Source organism: Pseudoalteromonas sp. 13-15 (assembly GCF_001468205.2).
Lineage (GTDB): Bacteria > Pseudomonadota > Gammaproteobacteria > Enterobacterales > Alteromonadaceae > Pseudoalteromonas > Pseudoalteromonas marina.
Window position 1 is genome coordinate 1,698,559 of the sequence record NZ_CP019162.1, and the last position, 15,774, is coordinate 1,714,332.

Here is a 15,774-nt window from a genome sequence, read left to right on the forward strand (position 1 = left end):
CGCTTAAAAATAACTTAGGTTAAATCAATAATAAGCCGGTGACTTTGCTGACCACTGGCCCAATACTTTCGCTCAAACGGGGTGATTGCATCGTCGCTGTGATAAGGCTGTACTTCGCAAATATGGCTGGTTAGTTCAAGCGCCCTTGCAAATTCTTTAACATATATGTCCCAGTTACTGCGTACTTCTAATAAGCCACCTAACTTAACAATATAAGGAAATATAGCTGCACCGTGCCATCTGCGTTGAATATGTTTAGATTTAGGCCATGGATTTGGATACAACAAATAGTGGTGGCTAGGCTGCCAATTTGCTGCAACTGCTAAGCGCCAAAAATCATTTAAATCAGCCTGTACCAAAATATACTGACCACTGTCGCTTTGCTTATATTGAACGTCGTGTTTATCAAGCCTATGCGACGACTTATCAATCCCGACCACAAGAGCATCAGGATGAAGCTTAGCTAAGTTAGCTGTACTTTCACCTACACCACAGCAAGAGTCTAAAATAAGAGGGCCATTGAATGCCTTAACTTTTTCATTAACCTCATCAAATGCCGCTTGCGTGTGTGCTGCAATGGGCTTTTTAAACTCGGCGCTTAAATGCTTATTTACTATTTCATCAAGCTTTTCGTGAATACCGGTCTGATTAGATACAATACTTCGAGAATTTGCATCACTCATTAGTGTCTTAGCCCCACACCTTTTTTGATTAATGTAAGCGCAACAGTAAATAGCACGGTAATAAACACTAAAATCACACCTAATGCGACGGTTAAATCAACATCCGATACACCTAAAAACCCGTACCTAAATGCGTTAACCATATAGATGATGGGGTTTATTTGCGATACATTTTGCCAAAACTCAGGTAGCAAAGTAATTGAATAAAATACGCCACCCAAGTACGTTAGCGGAGTAAGTATAAATGTAGGAATAATACTAATGTCATCAAAGCTATTAGCATAAATAGCGTTAATTAAACCACCTAGCGCAAACACCGCCGAGGTTAAAATTACCGTTGCCATAATTACAAATATATTGTGTATTTGAATATCAACAAACAACAGCGATACACAGGTAACAATAAAGCCCACCATCATGCCACGCGTCATACCACCGCCCATATAACCAAGTACAATTATGTAATTAGGCACTGGCGCAACAAGCAGCTCTTCTATACTTTTTTGAAATTTAGTTGAGTAAAAACTAGAAGCCACATTAGAATATGAGTTTGTAATAACCGACATCATTATTAAGCCCGGTACAATAAACTCCATATAACTAAATCCGCCCATTTCACCAATGCGCGAACCTATGAGGTTACCAAAAATAACAAAATACAAACTCATTGTTATGGCAGGTGGTACTAGAGTTTGCACCCAAATACGCAGAAAACGAATACACTCTTTAATCCATATACTTTTTAGCGCTACGCCATATTTAAACATTTATTCGCCCCGCCCTTGCTCTAGTAATCCTACAAATAGCTCTTCTAATCGATTGGCCTTGTTACGCATACTTAATACAGTATTGCCTTGCTCTGTAAGCGCACTAAACACTGCATTTAAGCCCTGTGATTTAGCCACTTCAACCTCAATAGTGTGATCGTCCGTCATGGTAAATTTATAACCTTGCAACGTGACTGGCTTAGCTGGCATTTTTAAATCAAGTACAAACGTTTCTTTATCAAGCTTCGCAAGCAGTGCTTTTATCGTCGTGTTTTCAACAATGCGACCGGTATCGATAATGGCAATGTTTTTACACAACAGTTCTGCTTCTTCTAAGTAATGGGTAGTTAAAATAATCGTTACGCCTTGTTCATTAATTTTGCGTAAAAACTCCCACATAGAGCGTCGTAACTCTATATCTACACCCGCTGTTGGTTCATCAAGTATAAGTAGCTTTGGCTCGTGCATCAGTGCGCGTGCAATCATTAAACGACGCTTCATACCGCCTGATAAAGTACGCGCTTGTTTATCTTTTTTCTCAAGCAAACCAAGCTGAACTAAATATTTATCAGCACGCTTATGTGCCTCGCTACGCGGTACACCGTAATAACCGGCTTGGTTTACTAATATTTGGGTCAACGTTTCAAATTGGCTGAAGTTGAATTCTTGTGGTACTAAGCCTAAATGCGCCTTGGCAGCTTCAAGATGGGTATCTATATCGTAACCAAATACCTCTACTTTACCTTCAGTTTTATTGACCAAAGACGAAATAACACCAATCGTTGTTGATTTACCTGCGCCATTTGGCCCAAGTAATGCAAAAAAATCGCCCTCGTCTACTTGTAAATCAACACCTTTAACAGCCTCTACGCCGTTTTTGTATACCTTGGTAAGGCCTTCAATATTTAATGCAATACTTTGCTTACTCATTACTTACCCTCACCATAACCCCAACGTTTTGTTAGTGTATGCTCAATGTTTAAATGATCTAAAATGCGAGCCACCATAAAATCGACTAAATCTTCTATGCTTTGCGGCTTATGATAAAAGCCCGGCGCTGCAGGCATAATGGTAACGCCCAAACGCGATAGCTTTAACATGTTCTCTAGATGAATCTCGCTAAAAGGCGTTTCACGCGGTACTAAAATAAGCTGGCCACGTTCTTTAATCACTACATCGGCCGCACGCTCTAGTAAATTATCAGATGCGCCTACAGCAATCGCCGATACTGACCCCGCACTGCATGGACACACAACCATTTTTTTAGGCGCTGCAGAGCCAGAGGCTACAGGACTAAACCAGTTATCTTTACCAAATACTTGTAATTGTTGTGGCTGTGCATCAAATAGCGTATTTAACTGCTCAGTGGCTTTGTCTTCATTTGCCGAGAGCTTTATGTTTGACTCAGTATCAAGCACAACTCGGGCTGCGCTAGAAATAAGTACATACACTTGGTATTGCTGCTCTAGTAACACTTCAAGCAGCTTTAAACCATATGGTGCGCCAGAGGCACCACTAAACGCTAAGGTGATTTTATCTTTAAATTGCAAATTATTCTCCGCTGAATTTATCAGCCAAACCATCTACTAGTTGCTGATGAAGGCCGTTAAAACCGCCATTACTCATAATTAAAATATGTTGATCAGGCTGCACATTTTCAAGCACCGTATTTATAATAGCTTGCGTACTATTAAAGCACTGCATGCCCGCTTTTTGAGCTTGCTCGTTAAGCGACCAGCCTAAGTTATCTGGTTCAAACAAAAGTACGTCATCAGCATCAGCTAATGAAGCGAGTAGCGTATGCTGATGTACACCCATTTTCATGGTGTTTGAGCGAGGCTCTAAAATAGCAATAATTTTTTCATCGCCAACTTTAGCGCGTAAACCCGCCAAGGTTGTTTTAATCGCTGTTGGGTGATGAGCAAAATCGTCATAAACCTTAATACTGTTTATGTCGGCCTTGAGTTCCATTCGCCTTTTCGGACTTATAAACTCGGCAAGTGCCTCAATACTGTGGCTAACCGCAATCCCTACATGGCGCGCTGCAGCAATTGCCATAATCGCATTTTTAACATTATGTTCGCCAATTGCGCCCCAACTAACCGTACCTTGCCGTTCATTATTCAAAAGTACTTTAAACTCACTGCCATCGGGTTTAATTAGTTCGTAAACCCAATCAATGCCTACCGTTTCACTTTCACTCCATAACCCTTGCGATATAACGTCTTCAAGTGCTTTGTCTTGTTTTGGCCAAATTACTTTACCGCTGTGAGGTAGTGTACGCATTAAGTGGTGAAATTGTTTTTTAATTGCGTTTAAATCATCAAAAATATCGGCGTGATCAAACTCTAAATTATTCAAAATTAATGTACGCGGTAAGTAATGGACAAACTTGCTGCGCTTATCAAAAAAAGCGGTATCGTATTCATCTGCCTCAATAACAAAAAAAGGGGTTTCACCTACCTTTGCCGACACACCAAAATTTTGCACTATGCCGCCAATTAAAAACCCCGGTTTTAAACCAGCATATTCTAATATCCAGGCAAGCATACTCGCTGTGGTTGTTTTACCATGCGTACCAGCTACCGCAAGCACCCACGAGTTTTGCAATAAGTTATGCTTTAACCACTCTGGACCTGAGGTATAAGGTAAGCTGTTGTCTAACACATATTCAACACAAGGATTACCTCGGCTCATCGCATTACCAATCACTACCATATCGGGTTTTGGCTCTAATTGAGATACGTCGTAACCTTGAGTGAGCTCAATACCAAGATCTTCAAGCTGGGTGCTCATAGGTGGGTAAACGTTTTGGTCTGAACCTGTTACTTTATGGCCAAGCGACTTAGCAATGGCTGCAATACCGCCCATAAACGTACCGCAAATGCCCAAAATATGAATATGCATATACTTTCCTTAAACCGTCTGCTCACTTTGCAGCTGTGCAAAGTTTAATGGCGCTATAATGCCAAATTTCGCGCTTACTTGCCATTATATGTAGGTATTTTACTAATGCTTAAAATCATTATTACAAACAAAAAAGCCTTCTAAATTAGAAGGCTTTTTGCAAAGTAAATTAATCTACATACTTAAAAAAACAATTAAACCCAAGCCTAAAACTAACCGGTAAATTACAAAAGGTAACATTCCCATTCGTTCAATCACTTTTAAAAATAAATAAATACACGCATAAGCAGATAAAAAAGACAGTACCACACCTAGTAGCAATGTACCCCAATCAACAACGTGGTCACCCAATGCAAGTTCTATTGTGTAATAAAGCCCCATCATTGAAATTACAGGAATAGCGAGTAAAAACGAAAAGCGCGCTGCACTTTCCTTATTCATGCCTAGCATTAAACCCGCTGTCATTGTAATACCTGAACGAGAGGTACCCGGGATCATAGCAACGGCTTGCGCTAAGCCAATCATTAAAGCCGACTTCCAATTAAGTTGATAAATTGTTTTAACTTGTTTCCCTTTAGCATCAGCGTACCAAAGCAATAGGCCAAAAATAATCGTCGTAGCTGCAATGACCCATGCACTTCGAAGGTATAACTCAACAAAATCCTTAAGTAACAAACCAAATACAGCAGCAGGTATTGTCCCTAAAATAATCCACCAGCCGAGTTTACTGTCGTCTGTTTTACCTTGTGTGCCAAACGATTTGAACCACGCACTGAGAATGTCAGCCACCTCTTTACGAAAATAAATAACAACCGCTATTAATGTCCCTACATGCACTGCAACATCAAAAGCAAGCCCTTGGTCTTCCCACCCTAATATTTGTGAGGGTAAAATTAAATGTGCCGAACTAGATATGGGTAAAAACTCAGTAAACCCTTGAATTAAAGCTAAAATTATTATTTCTAAAATACTCATGGGTTAGAAAACTCCACCTTCCATAGTTTTTGTTGAGGGTTATTATATGCATTCCATAATTGAGCAATTGTTTGCTTAGCTACAGGGTGATAAAAACCGGGGGCAACCTCACTGAGAGGTTGTAATACAAATGCATTCTTAGTTATTTCGTCACGTGGTAATTGCGCGGGGCTATCGCAAATAACATCATCGTAAAACAATAAATCTAAATCAAGGGTTCTTGGGCTGAACTTTTTATCGTTCGGTGTGCGACCATTATCACGCTCTATTTTTTTTAGTAATGCACACACTTCAGCTAACGGCTTGTCTGTTTTTGCCCCAACGACCGAATTATAAAAGTTATTACCTACGAAACCGACAGCTTCGCTTTCAAAAACAGACGAGTGCTCTATATTTTTAAAATGCGTTTTAAGTGCTTTTAAGGCACTTTGTATATAGTGCTCTTTGTTGATATTTGACCCAAGGCTAATAAATATTTGCGCCATTTAAACGCTTGCCTTATTACGTGTTATTTCTACTCCAACAGTTTGCGCTTGCGCAACTGCAGCAGGTTTACTCACTCTTATTTTAACTTGTGTTGTATTAAACTCAGTTAAAATAATGTCTGCCAATTGTTCAACAAGTGTTTCAAGTAACTCAACAGGTTTAGCTGTGCTATGCGCAATAACACGCTCGCTTACTTTTGCGTAATCAAGTGCTAAATTAATGTCATCATTTGCGGCGGCTGGTTTAATATCACTTAGCATTTCAATATCAAAATAAAGGCTCTGTTTACTTTCTTTTTCAAAGTCGTACACTCCAATAATAGTGTCGACGTGCAATTGAGATATAAATACCTTATCCATTGATACTCCAAAAGACCAACAACTGTTCTAACCACATAAACTAATTATAAATTAATATTGTATATGCTTTAATCAGTGTTTAAATATGTAAAAATTCCTTCTACAATAGCAAAATAACGCGTTTGGCTAAATTTGGTAGAAGTATATTAATTTTCACGATAAATTTTGCCGCCAATAATAGCCCAAAAACGATGTTAATTGCATTAAATGTAATGGGTATAACGATAAAAATATAAGGAACTATGTGTTAGCTATTTTGATGTTTGTTTTAGCGTACCTACTTGGGTCGATTTCATCGGCTATCTTAGTGTCGCGTCTATTTAAACTTCAAGATCCCCGCACACATGGCTCAAATAATCCAGGCGCAACTAATGTTTACCGCTTAGGTGGCGCTTTTCCTGCTGTTTTAGTTCTTGTTTTTGATATTTTAAAAGGCACGATACCCGTGTGGGGGGCTTATTTTTTACAACTTGAGCCTTTGGTACTTGGCTTAGTTGCCGTTGGCGCCTGTTTAGGCCACATGTACCCTGTATTTTTTAATTTTAAAGGAGGTAAAGCCGTTGCAACAGCATTTGGGGCTTTACTCCCAATAGGTTTATCCCTAGCTGGGTTATTAATTACTACTTGGCTAATTATAGTCGCAGTGAGTCGCTATTCTTCTCTTGCCGCCCTGGTCACCGTTTTACTCGCACCGCTTTATACGTGGTTAATTAAGCCACTCTATACGCTGCCAGTGGTTTTTATTACGGTGCTTATTATTTTTCGCCATCGAACAAATATAGTGAGACTATTTGCTGGTGAAGAACCAAAAGTGGGAGCTAAAAAAGCCCCCACTGATGAAAACAAACCAACATAACCAAGTACTTAAATAGGCTCGAGGCTATCTATCGGCCACCGAGGCTTAGTTTTCATATCAAGGGTTGCAAACTGCCCTGCTTTTAAACGTTGCATACCAGCATAAGCAATCATCGCACCGTTATCAGTACAAAACTCCGTACGCGGATAATACACTTCGCCCTTCATACCCTGCATGACTCTTTCAAGCTGAAGCCTAAGCTGGGTATTTGCACTTACACCACCTGCAATCACTAAACGCTTGATACCTGTTTGCTTTAGCGCTCGCTTACATTTAATAACCAAGGTATCAATAACGGCTGTTTGAAATGCATGCGCGATGTCTGCTTTAGTTTGCTCGTCATCGTCATTTTCACGTATGGTAATCGACGCCGCGGTTTTTAATCCACTAAAACTAAAATCAAGCCCGGGTTTATCAGTCATTGGGCGAGGAAAGATAAATCGCTTTGGAATACCTTGCTCTGCTAATTTTGCTAAGCGGGGACCACCCGGGTAATCAAGACCTAATAATTTAGCTGTTTTGTCAAAGGCTTCACCTGCAGCGTCATCAACAGACTCGCCCAATACTTCGTATTGGCCAATTCCTTCAACTTTTACCATCATGGTGTGGCCACCAGAAACGAGTAAAGCAATAAACGGAAACTCTGGCACCTTGTCTTCAAGCATGGGAGCAAGTAGATGCCCCTCCATATGATGAACCGCAACAGCAGGGATATCCCATCCGTAAGCCAATGAGCGACCAATTGAAGTACCCACTAATAGCGCCCCAACTAAACCAGGGCCGGCTGTATAAGCAATACCGTCTAAGTCTTCAGGACCACAACCCGCTTGAGCAAAAGCAGCATCAATAAGCGGAAGTGTTTTACGAACATGATCGCGTGACGCCAGCTCGGGAACCACGCCACCGTAGTCAGCATGTACTTTTACTTGGCTATATAACTGATGAGCTAATAAGCCTTTCTCGTCATCATATATTGCTATACCTGTTTCATCACATGACGATTCAATGCCTAAAATTCGCACTGTACTTCTCCTGCTTTTTTATCACTACTTAACCAAAGTTCAAGTTACTTAATTTGTTTATAACGCCAAACCAATATTTGTTTGACCATCAACAACAGCAAATTTTTTCAGCGCCTTTACACTTTCTGAAGTAATACGCCCCATACTTTCAACAAAGTCAATAAGCTCGGCTAGCACTTCAATTTCGTACTGCATTAAAGGGTGCTCCCTAACAGCCGTGTTGTCTGCAATTTCACCTTCAACTGTCATCTGGTATTCAATAAAGCGCGCAACGGTTGCTTGCGAAATTTTACTAACACTTACAAACTCTTTATCGTCTTGTGCCATTAAACCATGCATCAAGCTCAGTAATGACGTTGCCGCATCAATAGCTGGGTATGTACCAAACATATCAAAATCAGCGAGTTCTGGAACATTAGGTTCCACTTTTTCAACTTGCTTTTCTAAGTCAATCTTACTTTTTGGCAGTAAGATTTTTTCCCAACAAACATTAAGCGCATTACGAAGTAACGTTTCATCACCAAACCCCGTAGCCTCACTAAACAAGCCATAATTTGGCAACATACGTTCAATTAGCGCACTTGCTAATACCGCTTTTTGTAAATAGTTTAGCTCTCTAATACGCTGAAAATTATTTGCTTTAGTCATTCTTTAACGTCTCACATGACCAACAAAAATCAAATGTTGATCCATTATGCTCATTACAGTTAGGACAAACCCAATCTGGAGCGGATTGTTTTACTTGCTGATAGTTTACCAATATTTGTCGCGCATGGCGCTCTTTTATCGCATAAACCTGTATACTCACTTGCGCCTGATCGAAAGGAATTTCCCCAAGTGCACCTTGAAGCATTTCTCCTACAACTTTACACTCTATTCCACCCGCTTGAATTAACCCCTTAACAATATTAGCCTCTAACGTGTTGGCTGCCTTATAAATTGTTATCCAATTAAAAGCACTATCTGTTGTGTTTTTATAAGTTTGCAATATCGACCTCGATTATTTTGTGTGTACAATACCTTAAGGTATTGAGAAATTTATTAAACAATATTCAAAAAGGCGCAAGCATGACACTTACAACTCCGGGTCTACTTTTTCCAGCTATATCTTTGTTACTTCTTGCTTATACAAACCGATTTTTAGTACTTGCGCAATTAATAAGAGAGTTAAATGCAAGAGAAGGCGAGTCAATTCGCCCTGTGGTGGTTGCGCAAATTACCAATTTAAGAAAGCGCATAAAGCTCATAAGAACCATGCAAGTTTACGGTGTAGGCTCTTTTTTATTATGTACCTTGTCTATGTTTGCTCTTTTTATTGAGTTTAATACCACAGGAATTATTTTATTTGGCGTAAGCCTAACCTGTTTAAGTTTATCTTTACTAACGTCTTTATTTGAAATTCATATTTCATGTGATGCAATAGAAATTGAACTTCAAAATATTGAAAACAAACCATTAAGTAACAGAGCAAACAAAAACTTTGATAATAAAACAAGCTAAAAGACTAAAATTCGTGCAAATATTTTAATTATTGCTTAATCAATGCCCTACTTTGTGGCATACTTTTTCATTAATTAGCATAATAAATTTACCTAATATTTTTATTTATAGATTTATACCTGCTTTTTAGTATTAACTTTGCCAGATAAGGATGTTAGGTAAATAAAAAATTATTAGTCTTTAGTCTAAAGGTTAATATTTTTTAACATCTTTACACTTTTATTATTGTGCAAACAAATATATTGTGTAGTTTATCTTTTTTAAATTTACATATATTTATTAATAGCTTAGACAGACAGAAAATTGATGTATTAGTACATCACAACTTACTTATAAAAAGGGACTATAAAGTGAGATTTGACCAATTAGAACAATTTGTAGCACTGGGTGTGTTACGCCACTTCAGACAAGCCGCAGAAAAAACAAAAATTAGTACTTCTGCACTTACCCGCAGTATTCAGACCCTAGAAGATGAAATGGGCTATGAGTTAGTTACGCGCTCAACCCGCTCAGTAAAACTGACTCCTGAAGGCGAACTATTTTTAGATTACGCCAAAAATACACTTAGCGAATTAGAAAACACCAAAAAACGCTTGTTTCAATCTGTTCATGGCAATGCCGATGAAAAACTCATTATTGGTTACACTAATAAAGCGAGTAACATTGTGCCTATTTCATGCGGTCAATTTTTAGCGCAATACCCACATGTAAAAATCGAAATGCAATTGCAAGAACAGCATGAGTTAACACGCAAGCTTCAGGAAGGTGAAATAGACATTAGCGTTTATTCTCAAGCTGTAAATAGCATTGGTAGTGATATTCATTTGCCTGATCAGCTTATTTTATTTGTATCTAAGCATCACCCGCTTGCCCAAAAAAATGACATAAGCAAACACCAACTAGACTCCTATTCAGCCTTTGGTTGTTTCTCTCAATCAAAACAAGTTCAAAGCATGCTGAACGAGGCCATTGATTCTTTAAATAAATCATCAACTATCAAAATGGGCAGTATTGAACAGGTTATCTCTGGCATTATTAAATCCGATAGTTTTGCAATCGCCAGCATTGAACATGCAAACACTGTTGCAGAACACACCGACCTTGTTCAGTTAAAAACAAATAAAGATTTAAGCCATGAGCAACTAATTGTTCAAACAAACCAACAAACCACAGTTACGGAGCACTTAGCACATTTGCTTTCACTTATTAAAAAAGCAGCCACAACCCTGAATTAATTCAGCGTTCTTTTTTGAGACAGGTGCGACATAAAACAATAGCTTTTTACTCTTTTTCGGCTAAACTGGCGCACCTTCAAAAAAAGAACCTCCTAAATGATCAACTTTTCAACCGATGGCCCGTTTTATAACGATATTGAAAGCCGCGGTTATACAGTTATTCCCAATGCCTTAAACAAAGAATTAATAGCTGATTTAATGGCTGATTGTTATCGCATAAATCCGCATTTTAGCCATGCAGGTATTGGTCGCTTAAATCATTTACAAATTGACGATAATATTCGAAAAGATAAAACTTATTGGTTTGATGGTTCGTCCCAAGCACAATTAACCTACCTAGCTGTTATGGAAAGTATTCGCACAACGCTCAATCGCACTTTTTTTATGGGGCTGTTTGATTACGAATGCCACTACGCAAAATACACTCACGGTGATTTTTATAAAAAACATGTCGATGCATTTAAAGGACGATCTAATAGAGTATTTACTAGCGTTTTATACTTAAACACGCCCAATGAGGGCGGTGAGCTTGTTATTTATAAGCCTAAAAGCAAAGTGGTTGAAGTGAGCATTTCGCCAGAAGCGGGGACATTAGTTTTATTTGAAAGCGAACGCTTTGTTCACGAAGTATTACCAGCAGTAGATAATCGGTATTCAATTGCTGGCTGGTTTAGAAAAAACGCATCCATTAGCGGAATAGTTGATCCACCTCGTTAATATAGCTAAATGTTAATGGGGTACGAGAGCAATAGACCAATAAAAATAGCCATACCAACATAATGATTATTTAAAAAAGCTTTAAAGCATGCGTCTCTATCACGTTTTAAAATTAATACTTGTTGGTAAACGAGTAATGCTGTGGCTATAAGTAATCCAGCCCAAAAAGCCATGTTTAACTGATTAATAAACCCAATATAAGCAACAAGTGCGATAAATAGAGCATTTAATATAAAAATGATATGGCGGTCAAAGCGACCAAATAAAATAGCAGTCGATTTAACACCAATTTTCACATCATCATCTCTATCGACCATGGCATACATGGTATCGTACGCAACCGTCCAGCATACATTTGCAGCAAACAGCAACCAAGCCTGTAGAGGTAGTGCATCAATAGATGCCATATAAGCCATAGGAATTGCCCAACCAAATGCTGCACCCAACACGACTTGTGGCAACTGGGTATATCGCTTCATAAACGGATAGCAAAACGCGAGCGCAAGTGCACCAACAGACAATACAATAGTGTTAACGCTCAGCATTAAAACCAAAATAAATGCTAAAGTGATCAGTAATAAAAATAGACTTAGCGCTTCGCCGCTTGCGACAGTACCAGATGCAAGAGGACGTTGGGCTGTGCGTTTTACAGAACCATCTATTTTTCTATCTGCAAAATCATTTATCACGCAGCCTGCACTACGCATTACTACAACCCCCAAAGTAAACACTATAAAATTAATTAAGCTCGGCATCCCACTATTTGCGAGCCATAAAGCCCAATAGGTTGGCCATAAAAGCAATAAAGTACCTATGGGCTTATCAACACGCATAAGCTGTAAATAATAAGAAAAATGTTTTGCTTTTAAACCTGCTAATTTCATGAGTAAAGGTACGCCCCAGGTAAAAATACTTCCGCCACCAAAAATTGGTAATCATTTAACGAAAACACGCTACGCCTGCCTAATAGAGTTTGAGTTGGTAAATTTAGCTGGGTAACCAAATTCTGTAATGAATGTTTGCTATCAAAACGCGCAATTTCAATATTTTGACGAACAAGCTCAGGTTGTTGAAAAATAACATCGCCTAAAGGGCGCTCCCCCATATTATGAAGCGAGTTGTGCGTTTGGTTATTTGGCAGCCAACTTTGAGCGTAAACCATGGGGTTATTATCGCACAACAAAAGCACCTCTCGGTTTAACGCCGATGACGTTTTACAGCCTAGTAATTGCTGTTGTTCATGACTTAAATTAAACGCCTGTTCGCTGAGTACTTTTACACTAAAAGAGGTTGCTTTACTTTTTAGCTTAGCGGTTAAAGAATGCGGCTCAAAAAGCCATTCTTGCTCTGTAGGTGTTAAGTCATCGGTTTGTATATCCGATAGCCAGTTAGCTGATAAAGATAAAGGAAAAGTTGTCACAATAACTCAATAAAATATAATCCAAGCAAATGATAACATTGCCTAAGCATTTGAAAAAGTGCCTATTCACCAACCTAAGTAACTAATATAAATAATTGCTTGGCGCTGTTTATTACCTATTATTAAGTATAAACTATTTACAACAGGTTTTCGGAAACGCTTTAAATATGAAAAAAATAGTATACGTAGGTCTTCTTACATTAATTATGAGTTTAGTGAGCCTAAGTGCCCGTGCAGAGTCAACGGTTGGTTATTTTGGTTTTGAACCTGACATAATTACTAATTATATTGGCGCATCAAGTAAAAAAATGGGTTACGTGCGCGTTACCGTTGACCTAATGCTTAGTAACAATTCAGACATAGCTATTGTTGAACATCATACCCCTTTATTAAGAGATGCTATTGTAGAGATTTTTTCGAAAGAGCCAGAAGAAAAAATAAAGTCATTGACTGGTCGAGAAGAAATTCGCGCAAAATGTATAGAAAAATTAAAAAGCCTGTTAAAAGAAGAAACAGGCCAAGAAATTATACGTGAAGTACTATTTACAAAGTATTTGTACCACTAAATTCAACTATTTGTATGCTTTTTAGTAAACAGTTGAGCGGTGTAGGCAAACGCCATTCCGCTCACTAGCCCCCCTAAATGTGCCCAATTAGCCATTCCAATAAACAACACATCAGCAAAACCAAGTACTAACCAAACAAGCATAAAACCTATAATTGAGGTACTCACCAATGCGGGTTTTTCTGGATTTAAAAAGCTATGGATCCAGCAATACCCCAGTAAGCCGTATACCACGCCACTTAGCCCACCAAAATTAGGCCCAACAATTAAATATTGCGCCCAACTACTAATTAAAGCAGTAATAAAAAACAGGCCAATTAAGCTCAATTTTCCGCATTGTTTTTCAATATTGTCACCAAGCGATATCCACCAAATTAAGTTAAACACAATATGTATAGCACTAAAGTGAACCAAGGCTGGCGTAAACCACGTCAATGGGTATGAGGGGTTAAACTGTAATGCAGAATAAATGCTCTCGAAACCACCCAGTAAAAATGTAATATAAATAACAATACTGAGTACACTTACCGATTGATTAAGCCAACTCAGTGCTTTGAACCGCGCTTTAAGGTTAAGCGATTGCCCTTGGTATTTTAAAGGTGATTGCGTACTACCTACACTCCAAGAAGCTTGCTGGTAACGAGGATGGCCTGGGTTTTGAGTAAACTCAGCCCAAAGCGGCTGTACCTGATGAAAATGCTCTTCGGATACGCTAATAATAACGTGGCTACCATCAGTTGAATGTAATTGCCCGTCTAAACCTTGGCTTTTTAAATAATCTATAAAGCCTTGTGCGGCACGCGGGTTATTTAAACTGCCAAGCTCTATCATCGTTCAACTTTCTCGCTGTAGGCCGCTTCCCAGGCTGTAAAGCCACCATCCATGCTATATACATCCTCAAAACCTTGCTCAACTAAGTAACTAGCAGCACCTTGCGAACTCATGCCGTGGTAACAAACAATAATAATGGGCTGATCAAACTCTTTTTCCATCATAAACTGGGCAATGTTTGCGTTCGATAGTGCCTCTGACCCCGGAATATGGCCTGCTTGATACGAGTTAGGATCGCGTATATCTGCAATTACTACGTCTTCTTTGTCTAATAACTCATGCGTTTGCGCAATAGATATATGTTTAAATGCCATTGAACTCTCTTTAATAAATAAAATAAAAAAGGCGGCCATAGCCGCCCTTCTTGCAATTTTTTTGGAATTAATCCCAGTTTAAAATTACTTTTCCTGACTGACCTGAAATCATCATATCAAAGCCAGCTTGGAAGTCATCTACAGAATATTGATGTGTAATGATTGGGCTTAAATTAAGACCTGACTGTATTAAACTTGCCATTTTGTACCAGGTTTCAAACATTTCGCGACCATAAATACCTTTAATCACTAAACCTTTAAAAATAACTTGGTTCCAATCTACTGCCATGTCTGATGGTGGAATACCGAGCATGGCAATTTTGCCACCATGGTTCATATTATTAAGCATTGAATTAAATGCACTTGGCACACCCGACATTTCAAGACCAATATCAAAGCCTTCTGTCATGCCTAGATCGGTCATAACATCTTCAAGCTTTTCATTTGCAACATTCACCGCGCGAGTTGCGCCCATTTTGCGGGCAAGCTCTAATCGGTACTCGTTAACATCAGTAATTACTACATGACGCGCGCCTACATGTTTTGCAACAGCTGCAGCCATAATACCTATAGGACCGGCACCAGTAATTAGTACATCTTCTCCTACTAGATCAAACGAAAGTGCTGTGTGTACAGCATTGCCAAATGGGTCAAAAATAGAGGCTAATTCGTCAGATATGTTGTCTGGAATTTTAAATGCATTAAATGCAGGGATCACCAAGTACTCAGCAAACGCGCCTTCGCGGTTAACACCTACTCCTGTGGTGTTACGGCATAAATGCACACGCCCAGCACGACAATTTCGACAATGCCCACAGGTAATATGACCTTCGCCAGATACCCGATCACCCACTGAAAAGCCGCGAACTTCTTGACCCATATCAACCACTTCACCAACGTATTCATGGCCAACAACCATAGGTGTAGGAATTGTTTTACTCGCCCACTCGTCCCATTTATAAATATGAACGTCGGTGCCACAAATCGCTGTTTTACGTATTTTAATTAACAGATCGTTATGGCCCACTTCAGGCTTAGGTGCATCTGTCATCCAGATACCCGGTTCTGCTTTTAATTTAGATAATGCTTTCATAATTTACGCTCACAAAAACCAAGTCATTTCTTAGTTTTAAAAAA

21 protein-coding genes are annotated in these 15,774 nt (G+C 38.9%); 5 read left to right on the forward strand and 16 right to left on the reverse strand.

The genetic code is table 11. The features are described 5' to 3' along the window. Nucleotides 1-14: 14 nt before the first annotated feature. From trmB to folB, 8 genes are all read right to left on the reverse strand, one after another. Nucleotides 15-683, reverse strand: a complete 669-nt coding sequence (gene trmB / locus ATS72_RS07850) for a tRNA (guanine(46)-N(7))-methyltransferase TrmB (protein WP_058430188.1) — start codon at nucleotides 681-683, stop codon at nucleotides 15-17. After that, on the reverse strand, nucleotides 683-1,450 hold the full coding sequence (locus ATS72_RS07855) for an ABC transporter permease (protein ID WP_006791561.1): 768 nt from the start codon (nucleotides 1,448-1,450) through the stop codon (nucleotides 683-685). The genes trmB and ATS72_RS07855 overlap by 1 nt, the downstream gene beginning before the upstream one ends. Continuing rightward, nucleotides 1,451-2,380 (reverse strand): ABC transporter ATP-binding protein, encoded by a 930-nt coding sequence (locus ATS72_RS07860; protein WP_058430189.1) that lies wholly within the window; start codon nucleotides 2,378-2,380, stop codon nucleotides 1,451-1,453. Continuing rightward, nucleotides 2,380-3,000: a flavin prenyltransferase UbiX gene (locus ATS72_RS07865; RefSeq protein ID WP_006791563.1), complete on the reverse strand. Its 621-nt coding sequence runs from the start codon at nucleotides 2,998-3,000 to the stop codon at nucleotides 2,380-2,382. The genes ATS72_RS07860 and ATS72_RS07865 overlap by 1 nt, the downstream gene beginning before the upstream one ends. A 1-nt stretch (nucleotide 3,001) precedes the next feature. After that, the gene (mpl, locus tag ATS72_RS07870; RefSeq protein ID WP_058430190.1) at nucleotides 3,002-4,357 is read right to left on the reverse strand and encodes a UDP-N-acetylmuramate:L-alanyl-gamma-D-glutamyl-meso-diaminopimelate ligase; all 1,356 of its coding nucleotides are present in this window, start codon (nucleotides 4,355-4,357) and stop codon (nucleotides 3,002-3,004) included. Between the two features lie 174 nt (nucleotides 4,358-4,531). Further along, nucleotides 4,532-5,332, reverse strand: coding sequence for an undecaprenyl-diphosphate phosphatase (locus ATS72_RS07875; RefSeq protein ID WP_058430191.1), 801 nt, complete (start codon nucleotides 5,330-5,332; stop codon nucleotides 4,532-4,534). Then, nucleotides 5,329-5,817, reverse strand: coding sequence for a 2-amino-4-hydroxy-6-hydroxymethyldihydropteridine diphosphokinase (folK, locus tag ATS72_RS07880; RefSeq protein WP_058430192.1), 489 nt, complete (start codon nucleotides 5,815-5,817; stop codon nucleotides 5,329-5,331). The genes ATS72_RS07875 and folK overlap by 4 nt, the downstream gene beginning before the upstream one ends. Further along, nucleotides 5,818-6,177 carry a dihydroneopterin aldolase gene (folB, locus tag ATS72_RS07885; protein WP_006791567.1) on the reverse strand — a complete coding sequence of 120 codons (360 nt, stop codon included), beginning with the start codon at nucleotides 6,175-6,177 and terminating at the stop codon, nucleotides 5,818-5,820. It lies immediately after the preceding gene. A gap of 244 nt (nucleotides 6,178-6,421) precedes the next feature. Here folB and plsY point away from each other — a divergent pair, with 244 nt between their 5' ends. Next, nucleotides 6,422-7,033: a glycerol-3-phosphate 1-O-acyltransferase PlsY gene (plsY, locus tag ATS72_RS07890; protein ID WP_006791568.1), complete on the forward strand. Its 612-nt coding sequence runs from the start codon at nucleotides 6,422-6,424 to the stop codon at nucleotides 7,031-7,033. A gap of 8 nt (nucleotides 7,034-7,041) precedes the next feature. On the opposite strand, the gene tsaD is transcribed toward plsY, so the two are convergent. Genes tsaD through ATS72_RS07905 form a run of 3 tightly spaced genes read right to left on the reverse strand, consistent with a single transcriptional unit; the run spans nucleotide 7,042 to nucleotide 9,043 of the window. After that, the gene (gene tsaD, locus ATS72_RS07895; protein WP_008130598.1) at nucleotides 7,042-8,055 is read right to left on the reverse strand and encodes a tRNA (adenosine(37)-N6)-threonylcarbamoyltransferase complex transferase subunit TsaD; all 1,014 of its coding nucleotides are present in this window, start codon (nucleotides 8,053-8,055) and stop codon (nucleotides 7,042-7,044) included. Nucleotides 8,056-8,112: 57 nt separating this feature from the next. Further along, the gene (locus ATS72_RS07900; protein WP_008130596.1) at nucleotides 8,113-8,703 is read right to left on the reverse strand and encodes a YjaG family protein; all 591 of its coding nucleotides are present in this window, start codon (nucleotides 8,701-8,703) and stop codon (nucleotides 8,113-8,115) included. After that, a complete protein-coding gene (locus ATS72_RS07905) occupies nucleotides 8,696-9,043 on the reverse strand; it encodes a putative signal transducing protein (protein ID WP_006791571.1) in 348 nt (115 codons plus the stop codon). The genes ATS72_RS07900 and ATS72_RS07905 overlap by 8 nt, the downstream gene beginning before the upstream one ends. A gap of 80 nt (nucleotides 9,044-9,123) precedes the next feature. Between ATS72_RS07905 and ATS72_RS07910 the strand changes: the two genes are divergently transcribed. From ATS72_RS07910 to ATS72_RS07920, 3 genes are all read left to right on the forward strand, one after another. Continuing rightward, nucleotides 9,124-9,555, forward strand: coding sequence for a DUF2721 domain-containing protein (locus ATS72_RS07910; RefSeq protein ID WP_006791572.1), 432 nt, complete (start codon nucleotides 9,124-9,126; stop codon nucleotides 9,553-9,555). 350 nt (nucleotides 9,556-9,905) lie between these two features. Continuing rightward, the gene (locus ATS72_RS07915) at nucleotides 9,906-10,790 is read left to right on the forward strand and encodes a LysR family transcriptional regulator (protein ID WP_010556947.1); all 885 of its coding nucleotides are present in this window, start codon (nucleotides 9,906-9,908) and stop codon (nucleotides 10,788-10,790) included. A 96-nt stretch (nucleotides 10,791-10,886) separates the two neighbouring features. After that, nucleotides 10,887-11,507, forward strand: coding sequence for a 2OG-Fe(II) oxygenase (locus tag ATS72_RS07920; protein ID WP_058430193.1), 621 nt, complete (start codon nucleotides 10,887-10,889; stop codon nucleotides 11,505-11,507). A gap of 5 nt (nucleotides 11,508-11,512) precedes the next feature. On the opposite strand, the gene ubiA is transcribed toward ATS72_RS07920, so the two are convergent. Further along, a complete protein-coding gene (gene ubiA, locus ATS72_RS07925) occupies nucleotides 11,513-12,391 on the reverse strand; it encodes a 4-hydroxybenzoate octaprenyltransferase (RefSeq protein ID WP_058430194.1) in 879 nt (292 codons plus the stop codon). Continuing rightward, entirely contained in the window at nucleotides 12,388-12,927 is a 540-nt protein-coding gene (locus ATS72_RS07930) for a chorismate--pyruvate lyase family protein (RefSeq protein ID WP_006791576.1), read from the reverse strand. The genes ubiA and ATS72_RS07930 overlap by 4 nt, the downstream gene beginning before the upstream one ends. Nucleotides 12,928-13,094: 167 nt before the next feature. On the opposite strand from ATS72_RS07930, the gene ATS72_RS07935 reads away from it, so the two are divergent. Continuing rightward, nucleotides 13,095-13,493, forward strand: a complete 399-nt coding sequence (locus ATS72_RS07935) for a flagellar basal body-associated protein FliL (protein ID WP_006791577.1) — start codon at nucleotides 13,095-13,097, stop codon at nucleotides 13,491-13,493. Nucleotides 13,494-13,495: 2 nt separating this feature from the next. Here ATS72_RS07935 and glpG read toward each other — a convergent pair whose 3' ends face one another. The 3 genes from glpG to tdh all read right to left on the reverse strand — a co-directional run bounded on the left by glpG (nucleotide 13,496) and on the right by tdh (nucleotide 15,730). Continuing rightward, nucleotides 13,496-14,323 (reverse strand): rhomboid family intramembrane serine protease GlpG, encoded by an 828-nt coding sequence (gene glpG, locus ATS72_RS07940; RefSeq protein WP_058430195.1) that lies wholly within the window; start codon nucleotides 14,321-14,323, stop codon nucleotides 13,496-13,498. After that, the gene (gene glpE / locus ATS72_RS07945; RefSeq protein WP_004588558.1) at nucleotides 14,320-14,637 is read right to left on the reverse strand and encodes a thiosulfate sulfurtransferase GlpE; all 318 of its coding nucleotides are present in this window, start codon (nucleotides 14,635-14,637) and stop codon (nucleotides 14,320-14,322) included. The genes glpG and glpE overlap by 4 nt, the downstream gene beginning before the upstream one ends. Before the next feature lie 67 nt (nucleotides 14,638-14,704). After that, a complete protein-coding gene (gene tdh, locus ATS72_RS07950; RefSeq protein ID WP_006791580.1) occupies nucleotides 14,705-15,730 on the reverse strand; it encodes an L-threonine 3-dehydrogenase in 1,026 nt (341 codons plus the stop codon). Nucleotides 15,731-15,774 lie beyond the last annotated feature (44 nt).